This is a genomic window from Ktedonobacteraceae bacterium (assembly GCA_035653615.1).
GTDB lineage: Bacteria > Chloroflexota > Ktedonobacteria > Ktedonobacterales > Ktedonobacteraceae > DASRBN01.
Genome location: DASRBN010000021.1, coordinates 98,742 through 124,194, shown reverse-complemented (window position 1 = coordinate 124,194; position 25,453 = coordinate 98,742). Strand labels below are relative to the sequence as shown.

At 54.0% G+C, this 25,453-nt stretch carries 14 protein-coding genes; 9 read left to right on the top strand and 5 right to left on the bottom strand.

Going from position 1 to position 25,453, the window contains the following annotated elements; translation table 11 throughout:
* Positions 1 to 225: 225 nt before the first annotated feature.
* Positions 226 to 1,137: a sigma-70 family RNA polymerase sigma factor gene (locus VFA09_11695; protein ID HZU67930.1), complete on the top strand. Its 912-nt coding sequence runs from the start codon at positions 226 to 228 to the stop codon at positions 1,135 to 1,137.
* Positions 1,138 to 1,459: 322 nt separating this feature from the next.
* Complete coding sequence (locus tag VFA09_11690; GenBank protein HZU67929.1) at positions 1,460 to 2,746, top strand: serine/threonine-protein kinase; 1,287 nt, start codon at positions 1,460 to 1,462, stop codon at positions 2,744 to 2,746.
* A gap of 130 nt (positions 2,747 to 2,876) precedes the next feature.
* On the opposite strand, the gene VFA09_11685 is transcribed toward VFA09_11690, so the two are convergent.
* Positions 2,877 to 3,719 (bottom strand): YsnF/AvaK domain-containing protein, encoded by an 843-nt coding sequence (locus tag VFA09_11685; GenBank protein HZU67928.1) that lies wholly within the window; start codon positions 3,717 to 3,719, stop codon positions 2,877 to 2,879.
* Positions 3,720 to 4,158: 439 nt separating this feature from the next.
* Between VFA09_11685 and VFA09_11680 the strand changes: the two genes are divergently transcribed.
* The 7 genes from VFA09_11680 (at position 4,159) to VFA09_11650 (ending at position 19,185) form a co-directional block, all read left to right on the top strand.
* Positions 4,159 to 5,496 carry an NAD(P)/FAD-dependent oxidoreductase gene (locus VFA09_11680; GenBank protein HZU67927.1) on the top strand — a complete coding sequence of 446 codons (1,338 nt, stop codon included), beginning with the start codon at positions 4,159 to 4,161 and terminating at the stop codon, positions 5,494 to 5,496.
* A gap of 118 nt (positions 5,497 to 5,614) precedes the next feature.
* Positions 5,615 to 7,276 carry a serine/threonine-protein kinase gene (locus VFA09_11675; protein HZU67926.1) on the top strand — a complete coding sequence of 554 codons (1,662 nt, stop codon included), beginning with the start codon at positions 5,615 to 5,617 and terminating at the stop codon, positions 7,274 to 7,276.
* A 106-nt stretch (positions 7,277 to 7,382) separates the two neighbouring features.
* Positions 7,383 to 8,687 (top strand): GTPase ObgE, encoded by a 1,305-nt coding sequence (gene obgE / locus VFA09_11670; GenBank protein HZU67925.1) that lies wholly within the window; start codon positions 7,383 to 7,385, stop codon positions 8,685 to 8,687.
* Between the two features lie 287 nt (positions 8,688 to 8,974).
* Positions 8,975 to 12,892, top strand: a complete 3,918-nt coding sequence (locus tag VFA09_11665) for a tetratricopeptide repeat protein (protein ID HZU67924.1) — start codon at positions 8,975 to 8,977, stop codon at positions 12,890 to 12,892.
* A 303-nt stretch (positions 12,893 to 13,195) separates the two neighbouring features.
* Positions 13,196 to 15,508 carry a phosphotransferase gene (locus tag VFA09_11660; GenBank protein ID HZU67923.1) on the top strand — a complete coding sequence of 771 codons (2,313 nt, stop codon included), beginning with the start codon at positions 13,196 to 13,198 and terminating at the stop codon, positions 15,506 to 15,508.
* The gene (locus VFA09_11655) at positions 15,508 to 18,015 is read left to right on the top strand and encodes an ABC transporter transmembrane domain-containing protein (GenBank protein HZU67922.1); all 2,508 of its coding nucleotides are present in this window, start codon (positions 15,508 to 15,510) and stop codon (positions 18,013 to 18,015) included. The genes VFA09_11660 and VFA09_11655 overlap by 1 nt, the downstream gene beginning before the upstream one ends.
* Positions 18,016 to 18,036: 21 nt before the next feature.
* Positions 18,037 to 19,185 carry a hypothetical protein gene (locus tag VFA09_11650; GenBank protein HZU67921.1) on the top strand — a complete coding sequence of 383 codons (1,149 nt, stop codon included), beginning with the start codon at positions 18,037 to 18,039 and terminating at the stop codon, positions 19,183 to 19,185.
* 231 nt (positions 19,186 to 19,416) lie between these two features.
* Here the strand turns inward: VFA09_11650 and VFA09_11645 are convergent, their stop codons facing one another.
* The 4 genes from VFA09_11645 to VFA09_11630 all read right to left on the bottom strand — a co-directional run bounded on the left by VFA09_11645 (position 19,417) and on the right by VFA09_11630 (position 25,447).
* Positions 19,417 to 20,859, bottom strand: a complete 1,443-nt coding sequence (locus VFA09_11645) for a hypothetical protein (protein HZU67920.1) — start codon at positions 20,857 to 20,859, stop codon at positions 19,417 to 19,419.
* A 91-nt stretch (positions 20,860 to 20,950) separates the two neighbouring features.
* The gene (locus VFA09_11640) at positions 20,951 to 21,814 is read right to left on the bottom strand and encodes a hypothetical protein (protein HZU67919.1); all 864 of its coding nucleotides are present in this window, start codon (positions 21,812 to 21,814) and stop codon (positions 20,951 to 20,953) included.
* Between the two features lie 251 nt (positions 21,815 to 22,065).
* Complete coding sequence (locus tag VFA09_11635) at positions 22,066 to 23,775, bottom strand: hypothetical protein (protein ID HZU67918.1); 1,710 nt, start codon at positions 23,773 to 23,775, stop codon at positions 22,066 to 22,068.
* Between the two features lie 157 nt (positions 23,776 to 23,932).
* The gene (locus tag VFA09_11630; GenBank protein ID HZU67917.1) at positions 23,933 to 25,447 is read right to left on the bottom strand and encodes a UDP-N-acetylmuramoyl-L-alanyl-D-glutamate--2,6-diaminopimelate ligase; all 1,515 of its coding nucleotides are present in this window, start codon (positions 25,445 to 25,447) and stop codon (positions 23,933 to 23,935) included.
* Positions 25,448 to 25,453 lie beyond the last annotated feature (6 nt).

Here is a 25,453-nt window from a genome sequence, read left to right as displayed (position 1 = left end):
GTCATTCGTTTGAGGCAATGCATCGCGCTCAACAACCTTTTCAGAGACCCTGAGCTTATAGCATACCTTGCGCAGACATATGAAATTGGAATACGATGCGTAAAAATGATGATGCTTTCAGTTTGCACTAACGCAACGGTGTGATAAAATGACACCGAAATATCAGGAAGCGGCTGTTTCCTCGTTCCTCCCGGCGAGGAAGTAAATAAAGAAGAGAGCAAGCATTTGGAACAAGAAGTCATGTTTGAAGCCGACAAACCAGCGGAGCCAGAACGCGAGGCTGTGCAGGAAACAGACTTGAATAGCCTGGCGCAAAGTGACAGTTTGCGCCTGTACCTGCGCGAGATTTCGCGTATTTCGCTGCTCTCAGCAGCAAAGGAAACCTATCTTGCTGAACGGGCGGAGCAGGGGGATAAGGATGCGCGTAACCAGCTGATTGAGGCCAACTTACGACTGGTTGTGAGCATTGCGAAGAAGTATGTGGGGCAGGGGCTGTCGCTGGAGGACTTGATTGGTGAGGGAAATATCGGGTTGATCCGGGCTGTGACAAAGTTTGACTACCGGAAAGGCTTCCGATTCTCTACCTATGCGACATGGTGGATCAAGCAGGCAATTACACGCGCTATCCTGGAGGGAACGCGTGTAGTGCGATTGCCTGTGTATATAATGGAAGAAGTTATGCGCGTGAAACGCATGACGCGGCAGCTCTACCAGGAATTAGGACGTGAGCCGACGCCTGAAAATATTGGCGAGCGGCTGGGCATGACTCCAGAACGGGTGAGCGAGCTGCTTATATGGGCCGAGAAAGTTTTCTCGCTGGATGCGCCTCTCTCCGAAGAAGAGGAAAATACGCTGGGCGACATCATCGAGGATATGCGCGAGCGCGGGCCGGTTGAGTTGACGGACAGGCAACTGCTGCACGAGGAGATCCGGAAAGTGCTCACTCACCTGACCCTGCGCGAGCGACAGGTGATCGAGTTGCGCTTCGGCCTCGTAGACGACCACGACCATACGCTAGAAGAGGTGGGGAAGAAGTTGAAAGTGACGCGCGAACGAGTGCGCCAGATCGAGGAACGCGCTATTCGTAAGCTACGCCATCCTCAAGCCAGCCGGATTCTTAAAGATTACCTTGATTAAGGACAACAAAGACGGATAAAGAGGGGTTCCGTGATGTAGGGGCCGATTGATCGTACACACCGCCGATCAATCGGCCCCTACATCACGGAACCCCTCTTTTTTCTTGTCCCCATCGTGAATAGCCTTTTCGGATGAGAATGAGAAAAAAGTACTGAGGATAGCGTAAACTATATTCATAGGACAGGTACGTTTAATCATAGTAGAGGAGAGAGTAGGGTATCCGCGAGGAATGCTCTTACACAAGTATTAAGAGGGAAGGAGGACAGCGCTCCCCCCCCAGTGAAAACTTGCCTGGGGTCCCTGCGCTGCAAACGATAACCACATGAACGAATTGGCCGGTCAGAGCCTTGGTGGATATTTGTTGGAAGAAGAGATTGGACACGGCTCCATGGGGATGGTATACCGGGGCAAACAAATTGCGCTTGGGCGTGAGGTTGCCATCAAAGTGCTGCCACGCACATTGGCGAAAGATGCCTCCTATGTAGCGCGATTCATCCGGGAAGCACAGATCATCGCGGGACTGAATCATCCAAATATTGTGCAAATCTATGACGCGGGACAGCAAAGAGGCCTCCTCTACTTCGTGATGGAGTATGTGCAGGGGCCAACGATAGGGAGCCTGCTGCAAATCGACGGCATGATGCCACAATACCTGGCAGCAGAGTATGGGGCCCAGATCGCTGATGCGCTGGATTTTGCCTACAAAGAGCGCAACGTAATTCACCGCGATATCAAGCCGGAGAATCTGATGCTGGATCGCTGGGGCAAAATCAAAGTGATGGACTTTGGACTTGCACGCGCGCCAGGACACCAGCAAATTACGATGGCGAAGACACTGGTAGGCAGCCTGTATTACTCCTCACCTGAACAGGTCTGGGGACAAACGCTGGACAACCGCAGCGATATCTACGCGCTCGGTGTAGTACTCTACGAAATGGTGACCGGCCAGCGGCCTTTTACGGGCCGGACACTGACCGAATTGACGCAGGCCATCGTAGGAGGCGTCCTCCAGCCACCGAGCACGATCAATCCAGAGGTTGCTCCTGACTTCGAACGCATTATTTTGACCGCCATGGCCAGGAATCGCGACAATCGCTACACGGACGCGGGATCAATGGCACAAGAACTACGCGCCCTCCAATTGCGAACGCCAGGAGCGATTTTTACTCCTACTTCTTTGGGATCAGGAGGGCCGCCAACCAGCGGTGGCCCATTTGAGGCCAGCCCATTTTCTCCAGCACAGCCACAAATACGGCGTGATGGCATTGTTGTTCGTCCACCTAAGCGGCCTCAGGCGACGCGGCCTTCTTACCTGGACCTGGAAGCGACGCACCCATTGCCAGGAGAGGTTCAAGAGCAAACAGGGGAGATGAGCCCGCAAGGAAGCGAGAGAGCGCCGGTGAAACTGGATAAACAGGATGAATATCAACGCCCGCCGGCAATATCGAATGAGACGGTGAGAGGAAGTGAAGAACTTCCTACTGGCCCCCTTGAACCCGTAATGCACCCAGATGCACCAGGTAAACGAGCCGAACAGAAAGATGATGCTACGAATCAGTCAGAGGGACGAAGAACGCTGTGGCAGCGAATATTTCATAAGGGGGGATAGGGAACGTTGCCTGAAAATATGTGTAGCAAGACAGCCTCTACAGGAGCCAGGACGACCGCAAGAATGTGGTCGTCCCGGTTGAATCAGGTCCATAGGTAAATAGGCTCCAGAAGAGCCTGAGTGCTTCAACTTATGGCTGCCGGTCGGTTACATCTTGAATGTTGTCGCCCTCAACATCAACGTCGCCTTCCTGTACCAGATGAGCCTCCTCGCGGCGCACTGTATCTGAAACCTGCTGGGTATCTTGCACCTGGCGCTTGCCGATAGCGACCTCGCCGGTCGGCACCGTCTGCTTCGTGACATTGACCTGTTCCTCGCTTACCGGTACGCGAATGGTCTCACCCTCGCCAATTGGTTGATCGGTGGGCTGGCCAGAAACAGGACGCTTCTCGATGACCACTTCCTCGCGGTTCACCGGAACATTGATGGTTTGTTGCTCGGTGACGACCTCTTTTCGTAGTCCAACCTCGCCGGTTTGTACCGGTTGCTTGTTCACCTGCAACTGCTCCTCGCGTAGCTGTACGCTTTCGGTCTGATTACCGGTAACAGCATTCGCGCCCTGGCCGGTCGTAGCACTCGCTGTTTGGGCAACATTCTTCGCGGCCTGGTCAACATTGTTCGCAACCCGATTACTCGCGGTCTGTGCAGTTGTACCCATTGTTGTGCCGTAGTTCGCATTGGCGCTCTGTCCGCCATCTTGCGTTAGAATATTGCAGGCTTCCTGCTGGCGATCATTTGTGTTGACAGTAACGATGGTCTTTCCAGCTTCAAACTGACTGTTATAGAAATTAGCGTCTTGTTGTGAAAGTCCTAAATTCATGAGGGAATCGGTGATCCCGGTTCCACCCCGGTGTACGGAATAGCGGATCTGGTCATTGCTAAATCCAGCCTGCTGGAGGTCATTCATAGCCTGCCTGGCCTGATCCTCGGTTTGAAAAATTGCTGCAACAATCGGGTTTCCTGTCGTTGTCACCAATTAGCTCCTTTCGACTGCATCAATAGCGGCGAGCAGTTTATCTGTCCGTCAGCTTTTTACTCATCGCTACTATTAATATGCTTCCCTACAATTTTTATGTTTGCCTGATTACTAAAATGATGGGATAAATAGGATATCTCATCACTAACCAGGCAAGGACACTTTTTTTTACACGAAAGCGGTTCGAAAAAAGTGTCAATGTGTTCCATATTAAAATTATAAGATGTCCTTCGTTATTCTCTTCTTTATAGACATTTTCTATATCCTGATTGCCCTCAATTGCGTCAAAAGGGTTACCCACATGAAAGCTGCCGGTGGGAGCAAAGAAGAAGATATGTGACTAAAAAAAACCAGGAGTATTGATCTCCTTGATCATCATCTCTTTCTGGCTTAAGCTATTGTTGGGAAGAAAACTATTACCGGGAAGGAGACCGCTATGACTGAAGTACAAAATAGCGACATAGGCAGAGACGAAATGATTGCGCCGGCTACTATCGAAGCAGTTGAAGAACACCTACCTCGCGTAATACCTCGCGTGGTAATCGTTGGAGCGGGATTTGGCGGGCTGCACGTAGCTCTAGGGCTGCGAGATGCTCCCGTTGGTGTAACGTTGATAGATCGTACAAATCATCACCTGTTCCAGCCATTGTTGTATTGGGTCGCCACGGCAGGCTTATCCCCTGCCGATATCAGTTCGCCTATCCGGCATATTCTTCGAAAGCAAAAAAACACCGAAGTAGTGATGGCTGAAGTGACGGGCATAGATATCGAGCAGCAACGAGTAATGATGGGAGACCGCTCGCTTCCATACGATTACCTGGTACTGGCAACCGGCGCGCAGGATAACTACTTTGGCCATAACGAATGGGCGCAATATGTATGTGGATTAAAAACGATTGAAGACGCAAGGGCTATCCGGCAAAAGATATTACTGGCGTTTGAGTCTGCCGAATTAGAGACGAATCCGGCGAAAATTGGGGAGCTTTTAACGTTTGTGCTGGTTGGAGCCGGACCGACGGGAGTTGAAATGGCCGGAGCCATTGCCGAACTCGCTCACAAGACCCTGGCATCAGAATTTCGCCATATCAATCCCAGGAAGACCCGCATCATACTCATCGAGGCTTTGCCGCGTATATTAAACGCCTTTCCCGAATCGCTGGCGCGTAAAACGCAAAAGAGGCTAGCTCGCATGGGTGTAGAAGTGCGAACGAACACACCTGTGTTAGATATCGACGAGCATGGCGTTACCGTTCCCGGAGAACACATCGTCGCGGATACTATCATATGGACCGCGGGAGTTGGCGCATCACCTGCCGGGAAATGGCTTCATGCAGAGGTGGATCGTGCGGGGCGCGTCAAAGTCGCAAGCGACCTGAGCGTTCCCGGACACCCGAATATCTTTGTGATAGGTGATACCGCCACTTTGCAGCAGAATGGTAAACCACTACCGGGTGTGGCTCCGGTGGCGATTCAGGAAGGCCGCTACGTCGCCTCAGTCATCAAGAGACGCGTTGCAGGTGAAGAGCTAACCAGGCCTTTCCATTATTTCAATAAGGGGAATCTGGCCACCGTCGGGCGCTCCTATGCTATTGTAGATATAGGTCCATTTCATCTTACAGGCTTCATTGCCTGGTTGTTGTGGCTTGTGGTACATATCTACTTCCTGGTAGGTTTCCGCAATCGACTGGTTGCGATCTTTCAGTGGGCATGGAGTTACTTCACATACACTCGTGATGCTCGCTTGATCACGAGTGTGGGGCAAGGTGAACCTTAGAGGAAGATTATAAATAGTCGGTGAATCCTTAATTTTAACCCTTGAGCTTGCTAATGGACAAATCTCTTGCACTATAATAATGTGATGAGATGAACAAGCATGTTGTGTGAGGTGCAGAGTGCAAGAGGTACAAAGTACGCTCCCAATTGGTACGGTCGTGCGCGACCGTTATATCGTGGAGGACCTGCTCGGCAAAGGGGGATTCGGTGCCGTTTACCTGGTAAGGGATCAACGGGTCCACCACAATTTGTTTGCCCTGAAAGAAGTCGTCGACCCCAATAAACGCGAACGGGCGCGCTTCGTCTTTGAGGCCGAGGTTCTGAAGCGGCTGGATCATCCTGCGCTTCCGCGTGTCTACTATGTCTTCGAAGACCCCAAAAAAGATCGCGCCTACATGTTGATGGATTACGTCGAGGGGCCAAATCTGGAAATGTTGCGCCAGAAGCAGCCCAACAAACGTTTCCCGGTGCAGCAAGTACTCAGTATTATGGGTCCTATCATGCAGGCTGTCGACTACCTGCATCAACAGCACCCACCGATCATACACCGCGATATCAAGCCCGCTAATATCATTGTGCCCACTTCTGGGATTGGAAGCGTTCTGGTCGATTTCGGCATTGCCAAAGAATACGATCCGGAATCCACCACAACAGCCATACGTCACGCGTCTCCTGGCTACGGCGCTCCTGAACAATACGGGATCGGTACGAATACACGCACAGATATCTATGGGCTGGGAGCTACTATTTACGCGCTGCTGACAGGAGCTGTACCGGTGGACGCTTTCTTCCGTGCGACTCAGCAGGGCAGTAAGGGAACTGACCCATTGGAGCCAATTCACCAGTACGTGCCGACTATTCCACGCCATATTGAGCAGGCGGTTTACCGGGCGATGGCTATCGACGGCAACGCGCGTTTCGCAAGCGCCGGAGCATTCTGGGAAGCGTTGAATGCCGAACCACTTGTCGAGCCTCTGCCTGAGCCTGTCGTCATTGCTAAACCAGTAGCCCAATCCGCTCCAGCGCAGGGAGAACGCAACAGACCGCAGGTTGAGCAGGCTACGACAGTCTCATTGCAAAAATCGCCGCGACGACGACGCAATCGCATTGGCGCGTTGCTGCTTCTGGTCCTCGCATTGTCGATTGTGGGTGTCGCCCTGGCCCTACTGTTGCCATCTCTGGTGGGTCATCATGGACAGGTATCCGGCATAACCCCGACGCCGCACGTTCAGCACAAGTCTACGCCAACACCGGTAGCTACTCATGCATCGACTCCTTCACCTACAGCCACCGCCACAACTCAGCCAAGTCCCAGTCCTTCGCCAACCCCATCGCCTACTCCGATTCCCGCGCCGGGCATTCCAAATGTGGCGGGAAACTATAACGGCACGATTGTCGATGACCTTACGCGTCCCCCTACGAGCGCGCCTATGTCGCTTTCGATAAACCAGAGCCAGGGGACTATCAGCGGCTACTTCAGCGTATCGCCGCCGCTCATCGGCAGCAATTCCTTTACAGGATACGTGACAAACAAAAATTATATTCAGTTCCTGGTACAGGGTTCGCATGGCAATCCACCTCTCTTCTTCACGGGCACCGTGCAACAGAATGGCTCTATGTCGGGCAACTATTGCAGCTATGTGAATAATCAATGCAACTACGGCGCAGGAGGCTATGGCACATGGAATGTAACTCCATCATCACCCGGTGGTTCTGGATCGAGCCTGGTTCCATCGAATACACCCATGGATTACCGGCTCAGGTCACCTACCGTCGCTTAAACGCGGCCTGAAATTCCCTGTTGGCAATAGCTCTTTCCCCCAAAAATATGATATACTCAAACCCACGGCAAAAAAAACGGTGTTTCTCACACCACAAGGATAGATTATGTTTTACGATCATACAAAAATTTACGTGAAGGCAGGGGATGGGGGAAACGGCTCTATACACTTCCGCCGCGAGAAGTTCGTGCCCTATGGTGGCCCGGATGGAGGCGATGGTGGAAGGGGAGGTAGCATCTATTTTGAGGCAGACCCCAATCTGAATACGCTGATTGATTATCGCTATCACCAGCATTTCAAGGCGCCAGCTGGAGGGGCGGGCGCCAGACAGAAGATGCACGGCGCGAAAGGGGAAGATATTGTACTCAAAGTACCACCGGGCACCATTATTCGCGATGCCAGTACAGGTGAATTGATCGCAGACCTGGTAGAGGATGGCCAGCGCGTGATGGTTGCACGCGGCGGACGCGGCGGATTGGGTAACGTACATTTTGCGACGGCAACACACCAGGCGCCGCGAGAGGCACAGCGTGGAGAGCCGGGCGAAGAACGCTGGCTGCTGCTCGAACTACGTTTGATTGCGGACGTTGGGCTGGTTGGTTACCCCAATGCCGGTAAATCGACACTGCTTTCTGTCGTCTCGGCAGCAGAGCCGAAGATCGCCGATTACCCTTTCACGACACTGACACCAAACCTGGGAGTGGTGGTGATAGGTCAACCTGGCAGCGGAGATGATGCCAGCTTTGTGCTGGCCGATATTCCCGGGCTGATCGAGGGAGCCGCACAAGGGGTTGGTCTTGGTCACGAATTTTTGCGCCACGTGCAGAGAACGCGCCTGCTCATCCATATGCTTGATGGGGCGTCATTCGAACGCGACCCCTGGCAGGATTTTGAGGCGATCAACCGCGAATTGCGAGAATACGATGAACACCTGGCAACGCGCCCGCAGATTATCGCGTTGAACAAAATGGATTTGCCGGATGCGCAGAAGCGCTGGCCCGCATTGAAAGCCAAAGCCCAGGCGGCAGGCTATCCCGTGTTTGCCATCTCCGCCGTTACTCATCAAGGCGTCGATGAACTCATGCAGTTCGCCGCGCGCAGGTTGCAGGAAATACGACAGGAAGAGGCGGAACGGGCCGCGGAACAATCCATTACCGGTATGGAGGAAACCGTCTTACGTCCACAACCGCAGGATGCCTTTACGATCACGAAAGAACAGGGCGTCTACGTTGTGCGAGGCAAACGTGTCGAGCGGACAGTGAATATGACGAACCAGGAGAGCGAAGAAAGCATGGACCGTTTGCAGGTGACTCTCGCTAAGATGGGAGTCACGAAGGCGCTGGAAGATGCAGGCGTCAAGGTTGGAGATCGGGTTCGTTTTGGCAAAGTGGAGCTATATTGGGGCGAGTAGGGGCTGATTGATCGCGCCCAGCGCCGATTCATCGGCCTTTGTGGTCGCCAACTCACCTCAACCTTCACGGCGCTCCCTATTCCATATAATACAATTCTTGTGTTATACTTACATTGATTAAGATGCACCTGGTACGCCTGGTAGGAGTATTTCTGCATTTGCTTGTTGGACGATTTACTTCAATTAACTGTGGCCCGTAACGGCGTACCCTTGTGGTCGCTCGCCTCAACGGATCAATCGCGTCCAGGCGTTTAGCAGTATTTTGGATTGTGGGAGATGCCGATTACATGCGTGAGACAGTGACGCTACTTTTCCGTAAGGGCGAGGGTGGCAATATTGAACTACAGGTAAAGGAGAGCCACTCCGGGCGTACCATCAGAGGTTCTTTTGTCAACCCTTATACCCCTACGCAGCTCAATCGCTTGCTCAGAAAGCTCAATAATTCACTGATTGAGGACGAAGAACTACGTGAGATTGGGGAAACACTCTTTCTTGCGTTATGTGGATCAGATGTAGCCGCACCTTCTCGCGCATCTTCAAGCCGCTCTATTCGGATAGTGATGCGCGAGGTGATTCAGCGCACGCTCCATAAGCGCGGTACCGTCGCCCTGACGCTCTGTTTCGCTCCGGGATGCGAAGAGTTTGTGCGCTATCCGTGGGAACTACTGCATAACGGCGAGCACTTCCTGCTTGCTTCCGGTATTTTCACCCTTACACGCGCCCTGATGATAGAGGACAACGCGAAAAGGGAAGAATTACCGGTCTATCCGCCGATGAAATTACTCTATATAGGAGCATCCCCGTGTGATCTTCCCCCATTAGAAACGGAGAGCAGTTTTAAGGCGCTTGCTCGAGGTCTCGCTCCTTTGCGAGAGAAAGGGTTGCTGTTCATAGAGCGCCTGGAGCCGGCGACATACGACCACCTGGTCGATTATCTGAGTTCGTATGGTGGCGTCAGTATGCTGGATGAGCGAGAAGAAATGGCTCCTTGTTATGCTATCCACTTTGATGGGCACGGTACTTATGGTCGTCTCTGCCCCGCCGAAGATTGCGATGAACTGAACCCTCCCACGGCCCGCAATTGCGCTGCTTGCGGTACGCCCCTGAATCGTGTAGAAGCGCAAACGTACCTGTGTTTCTGTGACGACGAGGGAAAGACAAGGCTGGTTGATACGGAAACGCTGCGCTCTCTACTCATCAGTAGTGATGTACGCCTGGCCGTTTTCTCTGCTTGCGAGACGGCCAAAGTAGAAGACGAGAAGGCACGCCAGAGGCGCAGGCGACCCGCCGTTAATGCTACATTAGCAACGGCGCTGGTGATGTCACAGGTGCCGGCAGTCGTAGCCATGCCGTTCAATTTGCAGGATGAAGCCAGCCCTATTTTTATGTTCCATTTCTACTCCGCATTGGCTCAAGAGCGCACGTTGGAGGAAGCGCTGGCACGCGCCCGCCAGGCAATGTTGCCGGCCAAGAAATTTCACGGCTGGTTTATCCCCGTGTTATATCGCAAGGTGGTCGAGGGAAGGGAGGGACCGGTAGCTTTTCTGAGTACACATGAGAGTCACGAAGACCTTGATCACCCGCTCGCTCACCTGGGCGCCCCCAGCACATTTGTGGGCCGCACTCTGGAACTACGCGACATCACAACCCTGCTCTCACAGGCAATTGGAGAAGATGATGATTGGACTGAGTCGCGAAGCCAGCCTCGCTTGAGCCAGGGAGTTCATCATATTGCGCTGGTTGGCCCGGCAGGGATCGGTAAGAGCGCGCTGGCATTCGAGGCGGCAAGGCTCAATAAGGGGAAGTTTCCTGGCGGCATTATTGGCGTTTCTTTGCAGGGAGGCAGATCTTTCATTGATGCGCTGTTGGAGATCGCGCATCAACTGCATGTTGTCATCAATGCCATACATTCATCCGATATACACTATGCCGAGCAAGTAGTTCTCTCGGCGTTTCGTTCGCTGGATAACCGGGAAATGCCGTGCCTGCTGGTGCTTGATCGCTTTGATGAAGTTCAGGAGCGCACAGCGGTTACGATGTGGCACCGATTCCTCAGTAAGCTGCCGCAGCAGGTCGTGGTTCTGGCCACCTCACACTCCGATCCATCCATTGCTGCTGCCCTGGCCGGCGCAAACTACAACTGGTATGACTACCGGGTCGACAAAATGACGAGCGAGGACCTGCTTCATCTCTTTACTGAACTGGCAAAAGAAAATGGCCTCACCGAACGCATTCACCTGGATGACCCTGAACAGAGAGCCATTTTACAGGAGATTTGCGACCTGTTGGATGGCTATCCCCTTGGCGCTGAACTCATTGTGGGGAGGGCGCGTTCGATTGATGGCCGGGTGTATCAACCGCAAGCGGCGACGCGTCCCCTTGAGGAAGTGCGCGACGTGTTGCGCGAGTCTCCTCTGGAGGGAGTATGGGCCGTTCTGGATGTGGCGTATCATCTTCTCTCGCAACCGGCACAGTTGCTGCTTCCATACCTATCAACGTTTAAACTCCCTTTCACGACAGAACAGATTCTGCTCTTGATTGAACCGCGAAAGACAGATGCGTTGCGAGCCTTTAAACGTATGGATGGAGAACATCTCTTGCAAAAGTGGTCGCCCATTGAGCTTGAAGAGGCCGAATCCGCCCTTGCTATTCCGGTAGAATTACAAAAAAATTGGAGCACTGCACGCGATGAACTGGTGCAGGCTTCATTCATGCAATTTGATGGCCGCGTCTACGGCATCCACACGCAGGTACGTAAATATGCCCATTCGCTGCTGCCGGCAGACGAACATCATCGCGTACACCGGGTCGCCGCCGCTTATTACAGCAGCAGACCGCATCCCACCTCTGAGGAGTGGTTCGCCGCTTTCGAACACCTGGTTGAAGCAGGAGAGCCACAGGATCTGCGAAAAGCCGTTCGCCTTGCGGTACAGGCTTCATGGGCATTATGCGGTCATGGGCAAGTCTCTGAACTGCGCACAATTCTGCGGCGAGCAGTGCAGTTCGCGCAAAGCCTGGATGATAAAACGGGCGAAGGGCGACTTCAATGCTGTCTTGGAGCAATCCTGCGCCAACAGGGGCAGTACGAAGCGGCAATCGGCTGCCTTACACGCAGCCTGGCGCTCCATCGCGAACAGCATGAGCCGGACGAGCAGGCCTGGGCGCTCTACGAATTCGCGATGCTCTATCGTGAAGAGGGACAATTCCAGCAGGCCAGGGCCCATGCAGAGGAGGCGCTGGAACTCTTTGGAGAAGCCGGCGATATCAGGGGCATAGCATGGATGCACCTGGTTTTGGGCGAGGTCAATCGCGGGGCAGGAAGATATTCCGAAGCGCTTGACTATTTTGAGCGCGCGCTCGACAGCTTCCGTTCGCTCCATAACGATGAAGGGATTGCCCAGGCCCTGCGAGATCGCGGCACCATTTACGAAGCCTTTGGTCGCTACCCGGAAGCGCTGATGGATTACGAAGAGGCACTGCGACTCTTTACGATGCAGGGATTGCGTTTCTGGCAGGGCTGGGTCTTGACCGACCGCAGCGCTGTCTACGTGGACCAGGGAAAATTCGAACAGGCCGAAGCGTCAAGCCAGGAAGCGCTGGCGATCTTCCGTGAGAATAGGGCAGACCGCGGGGTAGGATGGGCCTTGCGAGTAAAAGGGGATATCGCACGTAAGCAGCACAATCTGGAGCTTGCTCGCACGTATTATGAAGATGCTATGACGCTCTTCAAAAGTATTGGAGATAGTATAGACCAGGCGCGAACATTAAATGCCCTGGCGGCGCTTTCGCAGCAAGAGGGCGCCTTTATGGTGGCCAGGGAACAATACGAGCAAGCGCTTGCTCTGGCACATTCGCAGGGTGCGCGCCAATTCGAGTGCAGGGCGCTGCGTGGCCTGGGCGATATAGCGCGACTCATGGGGGATTTTGCCGCTGCCCAGCATTTTTATCAGGAGGCCACCGACATTGCCAACGAATTGAATATTACTCCCGAACGCTGCGCAATCTTGCATCGCCTGGGAGAGCTGTATCTAGCGCAGCAACAGTACTCTGAAGCTCTTAGCGTATGGGTAGAAGCATTGGCATTGGATCGGCGCATAGGGCACACGGATAGGGAAGCTCTGCAAAAAAAGGTTGAGGCTCTCGTCGCACAAGAACACTTGCAAGAACCCTATGCCGAGCTGCGACGACATTTTGAACGAATATAGTTCTGGTAAGAGCGTTACCTTGTGAACTCCCTGGTCGCCTTCCCCGGCAGGCGGTAAATATTCACATTGTTCGCGTGAAATGCATCATCGCAAACCCATTCATTCTGATCAATAATATAAGGTAGTAGAAGCAAACATATCCCTTCGGCAAAGAGATTTCAAAAGATGTAAGGAGCGCTTATGGTGGCCCAATCTATTTCTTCTAAAACCGGTTATCAGGGATTGAAGATCAGGCAAAGTACTGGTTGGGTTTCTTTTTTTGCGCAAAGCTGCAATAATATGCTGTCTTAAGGAGTGAAAGATATGCACATTTGCCTGATTATGGATAACCCGGAAACACCTCGTCATCCGGTGATCGCGCCAGTCTTGAAAGCATTACGTAGCAATCACACGATACGCCTGCTGGATGTGCGCCCACTCACCGGTAAAGAGGCCATTGCGGAGGAGGCACAATACCCGCGAGCGGACCTCTACCTGTTGAAATCGCACGCGCCACAGGCGCTGGAAGTTGCGCGCGCGTTGGAGCAGCAGGGCGCGCTCGTCGTCAATAGCTGGGCCTCCTCAGTAACATGCCAGGATCGCGTTCTGATGGCTCAGCGCATGCGTGAGGCAAACCTGCCCTGGCCGCATACCGTCAGCTTTGAGAGCCTGAAGGCACTTGCTTCAAACACTTCTTTTCTTGCGAAGCTGAGCTTCCCTGTGATCCTTAAAAGTCGTTTCAGCCATCGTGGAGACCTCGTCGCACTGGTTCGCGGCAGGGAGCAATTGGAAGAACTGGCAAACAATTGGAGTGAGGAGCCGGTGGTGCTCCAGGAATACGCCGCCGGCGACGGATGGGATATCAAGCTGTGGGTTATTGACCAGCAGATCTTCGCTGCGCGTCGCCGCACGCCGCTAGAACCGGAGGCATCAAAAGAAGATTTCGTCATTCCAGCAGATGAGCTGCCGGCAGACTGGGCACATATTGCGCTGGAGATCGGTCGCATCTTCAATATGCGCCTCTATGGTGTCGATCTACTGATGACGGCAAAAGGGCCAATCATTGTCGATGTCAACGGCTTTCCCGGTTTTCGTGGCGTCCCTGGGGCCGACCGCGCCCTGGTCAAGCTGGTGGAAAAGCTGGTTCAATCAACTGTTTCTATTATAGATTTGCCGGGTATTGTTATTAGCCTTTTTGAGCGCGCTCACCAGCCTCTATCATCAGAACCTGGCAAGCAGGTGGGATTATTTGTGCGCTACCTGCGTCGTAAACCGGCACGCGGACTGGCGGTAATCTATGCGGTTGATAAGCCGGGATACCGCGGCGCCGGGCATACACAGGACCCGCAACGGTTAGTCAGCCTGACGCTGGACGAAAAAGCACTGGATGGCGCGTATATTCGTTTTGATAGGGGTGAGGCACAGGAAGCAGCGCTAGAAGTGCAACCATCGGGTGTGCTGCGCGCCGAGGAACTGGGTCTATCGGTTCAGGCTTTCCCGGCAGACAACGGATTGCCCGCGCTGGCAGCAAGTTGCGATACGAGTCAGGAAGGCCCGGTATTTGCCGCACTCCAGCAAGCAGCGCGAACACTGCTTGAAGATAATGATTGGCGGCTTGTGAATGCGAGGGCGGAGGCAGTGCGCTATAAGCCGGCCAGCCGCTGCGTGGTGCGCTACCATCTTACGCTGGCACAGGGGGAGGAACTCCGGCAGATGATTCTCTACGGCAAAGTATACGCTGACCCACAGCAGGCTCAGGCTGTGCAGGCATTGCAGCAGCGGCTCTATGATGAGCAAGTGGCTATGCCTGGCAACCGCACAGCCGGCCAGGAATTGCGGTCGCCTATACTGCCACGACCACTTGGGCTGCTTGCCGACCTGGGTATCACATTGAATGAAGCCATACAACCTGCTGATCCGCAGGAGCGAGCTATCACCGGAACGCAGGCAATGCAGCCCGCCATCGAACGCGGACAAGGTGGCGAAATCGTTGCCATCACGATTCCCGTCGAAGAACTGCGTATGACGGCGATTGCGTTGGCTCGCCTGCACAACAGCGCAGTGCGAGCGAATGAAACCGGACCACGCAGGGGTTCCAAAGAAGCCAGGCGCGCCCGCGAGCGAGCCGCGCTCATCGCCGCTCATAACCCCGCGCAGGCCGAAGTAGTGCAGCAACTCGCGGAGCAACTGGCGAGCGGACTGGAAATGCTCGAACCAGATATGTATCGACCGGCACACGGGGGCTTTAAGCCGAGCCAGCTGCTCTTCCACAGCCACCAGGTGTTCGTGGTTGACTTTGATGGTTTCTGCCTGGCGGATGCTGCGCTGGACGTTGGCTATTTTCTGGCCTACCTGCGCCCAAACGGACTCTGGTACAGGCGTGCCGGCATGCGCGAATGGTTCGAGGCGGCAAGTCACGAATTTGTCTCAACCTACGCGCAAGCTATGCGCGATCTGGACACATCAGAGGAAGCTATCCAGGGTATTCTCGAGCGCTCCCAGCTCTATGAAGCCGCGCTCATCTTCAAAATCGCTACCCGGCGTGTCAATCGCCTTAATAGCCCGCGACCCAAAGAACTGTCTGCCATGCTTGATGAGATCGCGGCATGCCTCTCAACTAACTTCAGGAGGATGTAATGTTATTATTCAAATTTCTCTTTCGCAACCTGAAAGGGTTCCGCCTGCTCATCGCACTTGCCATCATAGTGACCGTTTTGCAGGTAGTCAGCACTATAGCCGCTGCATTCCCCCTCAAATTTATTCCGGCCAAGGTCACCAATGCTGGTAACGATCCAGCCTGCACCTTCGGCTTTCTCAATCCCTTACTCGATAAATTCGACATCCCCCTGTTTGATCCATCGCTTGCTCCATTGACGCCAAACGGTCCAAATCAGACGCCAGGATTGACGCCATGTCCCATTTCACCCTCGGACCCAAATCCCATATTAGTCACTACCCATCATAGTACCAACGGTGTGATCATCTTTTCGGTATTGATGCTCATCGTCTTTGGCACAATATCCGCGTTATTGGCCTACCTGGACCTCTACCTCGCGAGTTATATCGCGCAACATTTGACGGCCAGACTGCGCAACCAGTTGTTTGAACACCTGCAACGCCTATCGCTCGACTGGCATGGCAAGCAGAAGAAAGGCGATCTGGTGCAACGCATCACCGGCAATATCGCCGACATCGAGAAACTCGTCACCGATGGCCTGGTAGACCTGCTCGCCGCCGTTTTGACGCTGACAGTGATTGTGGCCGTCATGCTCTTCCTCAGCTCAGCCTACACCGTCATCGCGCTGACGATTGTGCCCGCTTTGTTCATGATTACGCTGGGCTATACGAAGAACATCAAGGCGGCTACGAAGACGGCGGCCAGGGCATCGGGCCAGGTCGCGGATGTAGCGACCGAAGATATCAACGCGCTCACCGTGATCAAGGTCTTCACGCGCGAAGAGAGGGAAGCGCTGCGCTTTGGCGATTACGTCGATAAGAACCGCAAGGCAGGATTGCGCGCCGGTAGCCTGCAGGCGCAATTCGCTCCTCTCGTCAGCTTCCTGGTATCACTGGGTACGGCGGCCGTCATCGGTGTCGGAGGCTACGTCGCCGCCGGTAACGCTTTTCGACTCGGCTTTTTCACCATTCCGGCCGCTAGCGTGGATATCGGCACGCTGGTGCTGTTCCTCATCTTCCTTGGCCTGCTCTACCAGCCGATGCGCGACCTTTCTAAACTGACTGCCCTTTATGGCACTGCCGCATCCGGCGCGGAACGCATTCAAGAGGTGCTGGACCAGGCGCCAGAAGTATTAGAGAGCAAGACGCCCTATGCCGGGCCAACCAAGCTGAAAGGCGATATTCGCTTTGAGAATGTCGTCTTTGGCTACGCGGCAGATCAACCTATCCTCAAGGGTATCAACCTGCATATTCCCGCGGGAAAGAAGGTCGCGCTCGTCGGCCTTTCCGGCGGCGGTAAAACAACGCTGGTCAAGCTGATCCCACGCTTTTATGAAATTCAGCAGGGTTCGGTGAAGATTGACGGCGTTGATAACCGCGCCTACCCGCTGACTGTGCTACGGCAAAATGTGAGCATGGTGTTACAGGACTCGGTGTTGTTTGAGGGGACGGTGGCCGAAAATATTGCCATTGGCAAGCCCGGCGCGCCGCTGTATGAAGTGATCGAGGCGGCGAAAAAGGCCAACATTCACGAGACTATCATACGCGACCTCGGCGGCTATGATGGCATGATTCGCGAACAGGGCAAGAATCTGTCGGGAGGCCAGCGCCAGCGTATGGCTATCGCGCGCGCCATCCTGCGCGATGCCCCCATCCTCATCCTGGATGAACCGACCGCCGCGCTGGATGTCGAATCGGAGTCCGAGGTGCTACACGCGCTGGAAACATTGATTGTTGGACGCACGGTGATCATGATTTCACACCGTCTGAGCACACTGGGCAATGTCGAGGAGATCATCGTACTCAAGAATGGACAGATTGCCGAGCAGGGAACATTCCAGGAGTTGAAGCGCAGAGGTGGGGTCTTCGCGGCGCTGCTGGCGGAGCAGAACCGCTATAACCTGGAAAAGGCCGCCGAGAAGTCCATTATCCGTTCGGCCTTCGTGCCGCTGGATGCCTACGAGCAATGGCAGCGGCAACAGGTGCCAGCACAGCCACCACGCCCGGCCGGTTTCCAGGCTGCCGCTGTACCGGTGCCTCCGGCAGGACAAAACGTGCCATTCTCGCCCCCACCGCTCGGCCAACCGCAGCCGCCCATCTATGCCCCTGCGCGCCCGGATGGAAACGGCCGGCAGCGCCAACAGCAACAGCAGGTAGTGCTGCCTGCCCTTCCCCAGCAAGCGCGTGTACGAATCGAGCTGGACGGCAGAGTCATCGGCGAACGAGCGCTTAACAAACCCATCATGACCGTTGGGCGGCTGTCATCAAATGATGTGCAAATACCCTCGCAGCGTGTATCGCGATTGCACGCCAGGATACGCCAGGAGAACGGGGGGTGGGTGATCGAGGATGCGGACAGCCTGAACGGCATGCTCTACCACGGCCAGCGCATCGACCACCTCACGCTCAACAATGGTGATCGCATTTACTTTGCCCCCACGGCGGTGCTGCAATTCGTCACATCTTAAATCTCAGAAGGGGAGGCATATATGAAGAGAGGTTCGACTGCCACTTTCCTGGCTCTGCTGGTTACACTTTTCCTGCTCGGCTCACCACCTGTCCAGGCCGCCTCCTGGCAGGTGGTTTCTAGCCCGAGTCCCGGCACAAATTTCAACGACCTGAACGGAGTAACTGTCGTTTCAGCGAATAATGTATGGGCTGTGGGAATCTATGATAGCACCAGCACCCAGACATTGATTGAACAGTGGAATGGCACCAGCTGGCAGGTGGTTTCCAGCCCTGATCCTGGGACAACGGACAACTCCCTGAATGGTGTGGCGGCTGTCAATGCCAGCGACATCTGGACCGTAGGATCCTATCAAAACGGCAGTAGTCCTAGCCAGACATTGATTGAACAGTGGAATGGCACTAGCTGGCAGGTCGTCTCCAGTCCTGATGTTGGGATGGACTACAACCAACTCGTCGGAGTGGTGGCCATCCGTGCAACCAACATCTGGGCGGTAGGATATACCCGTAACAGTAGTGGCACCGACCAGACACTGATCGAACACTGGAATGGGAAAAGCTGGAAGATCATACCAAGCCCTGACGCTGGGACTGGTAGCAACTTCCTCAATGGCGTAGCGGCTGTCAGTTCCACGAACATCTGGGCCGTGGGATCCTATCAAAACAGCAATGGGACCAACCAGGCGCTGATTGAACACTGGAATGGGAAAAGCTGGCAGGTCGTCTCCAGCCCAGACACAGGAACCGTTCCCAACCAACTTTCTGGAGTAGCTGCCGTCAGTGCTAGCAGCATCTGGGCGGTAGGGTATTCTGGTGCTCCCTCTAGCCCACCTACCCAAACGCTGACTGAACACTGGAATGGGAAAAGCTGGAAGATCGTCCCCAGTCCTGACCCGGGGACAATTCAAAACTCCCTGATAGGAGTAACCGCGATAAGTGGCAGCAACCTCTGGGCCGTGGGAGCCTATGCGAATAACAATACTGCTGGCCAGACACTGATCGAACATTGGAATGGGAAAAGCTGGAAAACCGTCCCCAGTCCTAATGCTGGGACAGCTCAAAACTTCCTGAATAGTGTGGCAGCAGTGAGCTCTTCCAACCTCTGGGCCGTGGGATCCTATGCGAACATAAACAACAGCCCCGTACAGACGCTCACCGAGGAGTATAGCTAAGACGAAAAAGAGGCATTTGCTCGGCGATCAAGAGCAAAGCAGGTACATCAAAGATACCTGCTTTGCTCTCACCGTCAATAAGCTCTTGCTGGATTGGCGTTTAAATCTACTGAGTTTATCGAAAAATTGATCTGGCTCCATTTCGGGTGGCCAATTCTGTCGCGTAGCCCAATACTACATACATCGCTCTAAAGCCCCTGGTCCGGTTCTCTAAAGAACAGAGAAGACTTTTCACGCGAGGGACTGCCCATCGGGATTATACCTGGCAATTCTCAGTACCGGCCTTCCACCAACGATGATCGGCAGGTAGACTGTTTGCGTTGCCTCGTCGATGGCGATGGAGTGTGTCTGCTTACCAAGGATCTCATCACCGAGTTTGTGAAAATGACCGGGCGTGATGTCAAAAATGGAGATGCCGGCTTTACAGGCTACAAACAACACATCGATGTTCCTGGCGCTATCTTTGTCTATCCTGATGATATCCGGGCCGCCCTCCAGGCGAGTGGTTCCGGGATTGGTAGGAATCACCGTCATGGTCCTTAAATCAACCCTGACGAGATTGGAAAAGAGGTTGGTAGCGGCGTCCAGGTCCACACAGGCGATAAAGCCAATTTGCTGCGCTTCATCAATAGCAAGTCCATGCGGAGTGCTGCATGTAGCCGGCAGGTCGATTTCCTTCACAATCGGATTGGTTGGGTTGGCCGGGTCGATTTCAAAGAACTCGCCTGTGCCGCGCGGCGGCAAGACGAATGGATTGGGATCATCGGCATTTGGCAGGACGGTAGAGGTCACAAAGAGGCGCTGCAAGCCCTCATCGTACACATTATGCCCTACATCATGGCCGTAGAGCGGAATATTGCCAGGCGCAATCATATTCGCGGGAACTTTTTCGCCCGGCAAGAGCGGCAGGTTACCGAGGTTGATATATCTGAGCAGTTTATCATGGACGGCATCAATGACGGCGACGTTCTCATTGCTCCTGGCTACATTCATTGTTTTAGTCGGGTTGGCCGGTGTGCCGGGGTCAGAGGCGAAAATCCTTTTGCCAACCGGGTCATAGAAGAGGGCATCAGGGCTTTCGAGGTCGCCGAGGCGGATCGGTGTGGTTTTGAGGGTGCGTACATTGATGGCGTAGATGATGCTCTGATCACTATCGCTGGCGGCAAACACCTCGCCCAGGTCAGGGGCATCCACAATACCAGCGACCTGGGGGATATTGATACGCGCGATGATCTTTACCAGCTGCGTATCAAAGACAACAATATGCCCATCATATGGCCCATCGCGCCCTTCGTTGAAATCCACGTTGTGATCCATCGCCAGCAGGTCAGGAGTGGGTCCGCTATGGGCGATAAAGAGGCGATGCGTGGCTACATCCAGCGCCTCAAAGTCGAAATGATCGAAATCGATCGCCACGCCGGGGGTAAGTAAGGTCTGCTGGGCAGCGCCAGGAACAAGCAATTTTTCCTGGGCGGGAGTAGGTAGGCCGCTAGGAAGTGGGTAATCCTCGATCAGGATGAGCCGGTGAGCCGGTGGGGGTACAACGAATTGATAGGCAATCTGAAACACCAGGTATGCCAGCAGGCCAAAAGAGACGATGCCCATCATCCAGGTGAACAATCGCCCCGCGCCAAAACGTCTCGATGACGATGCTATCTGTGCTTGTGCTGCCATATACCTCTCCTCTGCAATTTATTTTAACAACTATGTCATAGTGTTATGTTTTGATAGAATAAATACGCTGCTATCGATCTCTTTTTGAGCTTCAACTCGCCAGCAGCGCTTTTTGTTTACGCTGTCCAGTATGGTTCATGCGTCGAATTTCCGCGCGTTTGGCGGCGTGCAGGACATATTCAGCGACCCTTATGACGGCTCGCGGCACGCCGCCAAAGCTGGGGAAATCATTGATATCGAGAATCGCAGGGCCAGAAGGGGTTTCGACGATATCCATGCCGTAGATATCCAATCCAAAGAGCTTGCCAACCTCTAGAGCCAGTTTACGCACCTGCGGCGTTAATGGCACAAAATGTTCCTCAACCGTTGAGTGCAAGGGTGATTTTTTTGCAATGGCAGAGTAGACCTCTTTGCCTGTTACATAGACTTTGATATCAAATCCGGCATTTTCTGCGTAACGTTGAGCCAGGAAGAAACTGTCGTTCGCCTCGGCAATCTCCAATTCCGCCAGGTCAGCCGGGCGGTTGAGGCGATAGATGCCGCGACAGGAACTGCCATTGCTCGGCTTCACGACGATGGGATAATCGGTCTCCGGAATTTGCTTAAGGAGACGCGGGTGAGCAACAAAGTAGGTTGGAGGGATGGGCAAACCATGCGCGCGCGCGAATGCGACGGCCACAGCCTTATCTCTGACCAGCCGGATCGCGCGAGAATTATTGATCGTTGGAATACCTACTGCCTCCGCGGCTTCCAGGATAGAGAGTCCGGGACCGTCTGCCAGCGATTTGAGTACATACGCATCGTAGCCTTGCTGCGCGAGGTTATTCAGGCAGGTAACCATTGCATGTGGTTCCAGCACATCGACATCATGTCCCCACTGGAGCAGTTGGTCTGCGATGACCAGGGGCATAGGGTCATTTCGATATTGCTCCTCAACGATGAAACAGAATCGCATCTTAACCTTCTCCGCTGTAGGGACAATGGCCTGTCCTTGTCCTGGTTGGGGTACGAGGACAGGGACCAGCCGCTCTCCCTACGGCATTTTTACAAAAGCTCCGGCAGGTGACGGGCCGTTGTTCTAAGTGTAACAGCTTTGAGCGGCTATGACTGTTTGCCGCTTCACAAAAAGCCTGTGGAATGTTATACGAATATTAAGGAAAGGTTAAGTGAACTATAACACATCATCACGGATAGAGCAAAAGTTGCTTACCTCATGCCAAATCGGGGATCGAACGTTTCATCGCTGCGGACCGGTTCGTGCGGGTTCGGCAAGTCGGCAGGTGGGAGATTGCCTGTGAGTACGGGCGTGCGCAATATCTGATCCCTGCGCATGGGCTGCGTCTCCTGATTTTCCAATGCCAGGCGATTATCTAGCTCCTCCAGCAGATTGGAGATATTCGGGCGCAATTTGCGGTTGCTTTCTGGAATACGCGTCCATTGAGCAAGGGCGGCAGGGTAATAACCCGCGCGGTAGCAATAGAGGCCAAGCATGGCACGCGCATCAAAGATGTTCATACGCTTCCAGAGAGCAAGTTCTTCAGCCGGTGTCTCAATCACGTCTTCGCTGGCTTCGATCACCTCGACAAGATGATACAGGGGTATGCCCATGACGCTGTAAGGGAAACCATAGAAGAGCGCCAGGCGCCGCCGGTACGGGCGCTTCGCGGGATGTTTGCCGACAAAGTAACGGCGTGTCCAGGAACCACTTGACCAGACCACCCATGCCAGCAGCAGTACGAGTATGCGTCCCAGGTAGCGCTGCCAGGTTTCCGGGGCATAGACGACCATCACACCTAACGCGGCAAAACACGCGCCGAGTGCCCAGGCCCCGTAGACCAGCCGGCGACGGTCCCATCCGAGCAGGTCAAAGTGATGATGCAGCGGTGTAGCAAGAAAGGGCAGCGGAAATTCAGTATGAGGAACATATTCTTTTAGACTGGCAAAGCGTAACAACTGCAAGCGTTGACGGAAGAAAGGCGTTAACATTCGCGCCGAAATTAAGGCCGAGAGCCCTTCTAATACAAACGCGCCCCCGATCATCAACAGGAGTATTTCGTTACGCGAGAAAATGGCGATCATAGCGAGAATACCACCAAGGCTCAGGGCGCCACTATCGCCCATATAAACTTTTGCGCGTCGTTTTGCGCTTCCTCGTCGCGCGGCCCATGAAGATGGCCAGTTGAGCGGCAGAAAGCCGAGGACACCGGCAGCACATAAGAGTGATAAGATCTCCAACACGATGCCTTCGGGATGATTTGTATCAATAATACCGGTAATAATGATGCCAAAAGCCAGCGCAGCGCTAAAAACCAGGCCACCTGCCAGGCCATCCAGTCCATCGCTAAAATCAACCGAGAGCGAGGTAACGCTGCCAATGACCCCGGTCATCAGCATGAGGAACACGAGCCAGGCATAGGGAATGGCCTGAAAAAGAGGACCCATAATATCTGAATAAGGCGAGTACGGTTGCCGTCCTTTTGAATCAAGCCAGTAATAAAGAAAGGCGGCCACCATGGAGACAAACAAGACCCCGAACAGTTTTTGGCGCTGTGATATGCCCTCATTACTGAACACCTTGTGCCAGTCATCGATAAAGCCCACCACCATATACCCTGCGGTCGCGCCGAGACCAATCAGTAACAATGTCCATTGCTCAGGCTGGAGATTGAAAAGAAAGCCGGCAGCAATGCCAGTTCCGATAATGGACAGCGTGAGAGCCGGCCCACCGACCAGAGGTAGTTCTATCGTCTTGATCTCTCGCCCGCTGGCTGGCATGACCGGCAAGTCGGAGCGATGAGGGCCAGGTTTATATTCTCCGCTGCGAAATTTGGGAAACAGCAGTCTGGCCGCCCACGACAGCAAAAAGCTAAGCAGCGCACAGGCAATGAAAATCAATAACAACCAGATTGGTACCATATCAACTCCAGAAAGGCCGATCAATCGAGCATCCGCATTTCACATGTTGCAACGACAGATTCTTCGTTTCACTCAGGATGACATGCGAGGGCGATCAATCGAGCATTCGCATTTCACATGTTGCAACGTGATACATGGACTGATGGTAACGCGATGTCTACAACTTACGCAGTTGTTCGCGAGCGACGCGGCGATCATCCCAGGGCAACTTTTCTCTTCCTATAATTATACTTTGTTCGTGACCTTTGCCTGCCAGCAATACGGTATCACCTGCCTGCGCCCTGGCAAACGCCGTTGCGATGGCCTGTGTGCGATCCGCGATGCATAAGAAATCCGGGCCTTCACGTTTCCCTACAGACTCGGCGCCCCTGGCAATGTCACGCAGAATTTGCACGCGATCTTCATCGCGGGGGTCCTCATCTGTAATAACGAAAAAATCACACATCTGCGCGGCAATATGCCCCATAATAGGACGTTTTTGCACATCGCGCTCTCCGGCTGAGCCAAAGACCGCCATCAACTTGCCAGGAGTGAGGGGACGCAGGATGGCAAGTACTTTTTCCAGGCTATCAGGAGTATGAGCATAATCGACGATAACCGTAAACGGCTGGCCTTCATCGATACGCTCCATACGGCCTGATACTCCTGTGACACCTGCCAGAGCAGCCGCGATCGCACCTGGCTTCACTCCCTGGCTGTATGCGGTAGCAATGGCGGCCAGGCAATTGCTGACATTGAAACGCCCTACGAGCCGTGTTTCGATAGGTATCTCCACACCGGGCAGAATAGCGCGAAACTGCGTGCTGGCGGCCCGCAATTGCAGGTCAACCGCTTGTACTGCCGCGGGTGAGTCGATGCCATAATCGAGAATAGGGACGCGACAATAGGGCTTCAACACGTCATAAGAGACATCATCGCGATTGAGAATGGCGACAGATTGCCTCCGTACCGGTTTGTCGCGTTCTGGATCGAGCATTTCAAAGAGGCGTGCCTTCGCCCGGCGGTAGTTTTCGATAGTTTTATGAAAATCAAGATGTTCATGGGTGATATTTGTGACGACGCCGATATCAAATTCGCATCCTCGTACTCGCTGCAATTCAAGCCCATGCGAAGTAGCCTCGATCACGGCGTGTGTCGCCCCGGCATCGAGCATGCGGCGCAGCAATTGCTGTACTTCCGGCGCTTCCAGCGTACTCTGCCGGGTAGCATTCTCCCATTCCTGCCCGGGTAGCTTGAAGTTGACGGTTGTCATAAGCCCGGTACGCTTACCGGCGGCCTCTAGCAGCGTACAGATGAGATTGCTGGTGGTAGTCTTGCCATCAGTTCCGGTTACGCCAATGGTGCAGAGTTGATGCGCCGGGTAGCCGTAAAAGGCGCAGGCCAGGTCAGCCAGCGCGCTATGAACATTCCGAACCACTATATATGGGAGAGGCAAGGAAGATTCCTCGATCTGAGGCCCAAGCGCGACAACCGCTCCATTGCGGGCAGCATCGGCCAGAAAACGGCGCCCGTCGGTATGCGCGCCCGGAACGGCGACAAAAAGCCCGCCCGGCTGCACGCGCCGCGAATCATATGCCAGCGAAGTAATCTCGGCCTGCTCGCTATTTTGATTCATCCCTGGAAAGGCCAGCGGTGGCTCTTCTAAGCCTGCCAGTAAGAGTTGTAATTTCATTGCATA

Coding starts and splice junctions, on each gene's coding strand:
- VFA09_11650 (HZU67921.1), top strand. CDS start 18,037: ATGAAGAGAGGTTCGACTGCCACTTTCCTGGCTCTGCTGGTTACACTT.
- obgE (HZU67925.1), top strand. CDS start 7,383: ATGTTTTACGATCATACAAAAATTTACGTGAAGGCAGGGGATGGGGGA.
- VFA09_11690 (HZU67929.1), top strand. CDS start 1,460: ATGAACGAATTGGCCGGTCAGAGCCTTGGTGGATATTTGTTGGAAGAA.
- VFA09_11645 (HZU67920.1), bottom strand. CDS start 20,859: ATGGCAGCACAAGCACAGATAGCATCGTCATCGAGACGTTTTGGCGCG.
- VFA09_11635 (HZU67918.1), bottom strand. CDS start 23,775: ATGGTACCAATCTGGTTGTTATTGATTTTCATTGCCTGTGCGCTGCTT.
- VFA09_11665 (HZU67924.1), top strand. CDS start 8,975: ATGCGTGAGACAGTGACGCTACTTTTCCGTAAGGGCGAGGGTGGCAAT.
- VFA09_11655 (HZU67922.1), top strand. CDS start 15,508: ATGTTATTATTCAAATTTCTCTTTCGCAACCTGAAAGGGTTCCGCCTG.
- VFA09_11640 (HZU67919.1), bottom strand. CDS start 21,814: ATGCGATTCTGTTTCATCGTTGAGGAGCAATATCGAAATGACCCTATG.
- VFA09_11630 (HZU67917.1), bottom strand. CDS start 25,447: ATGAAATTACAACTCTTACTGGCAGGCTTAGAAGAGCCACCGCTGGCC.
- VFA09_11680 (HZU67927.1), top strand. CDS start 4,159: ATGACTGAAGTACAAAATAGCGACATAGGCAGAGACGAAATGATTGCG.
- VFA09_11660 (HZU67923.1), top strand. CDS start 13,196: ATGCACATTTGCCTGATTATGGATAACCCGGAAACACCTCGTCATCCG.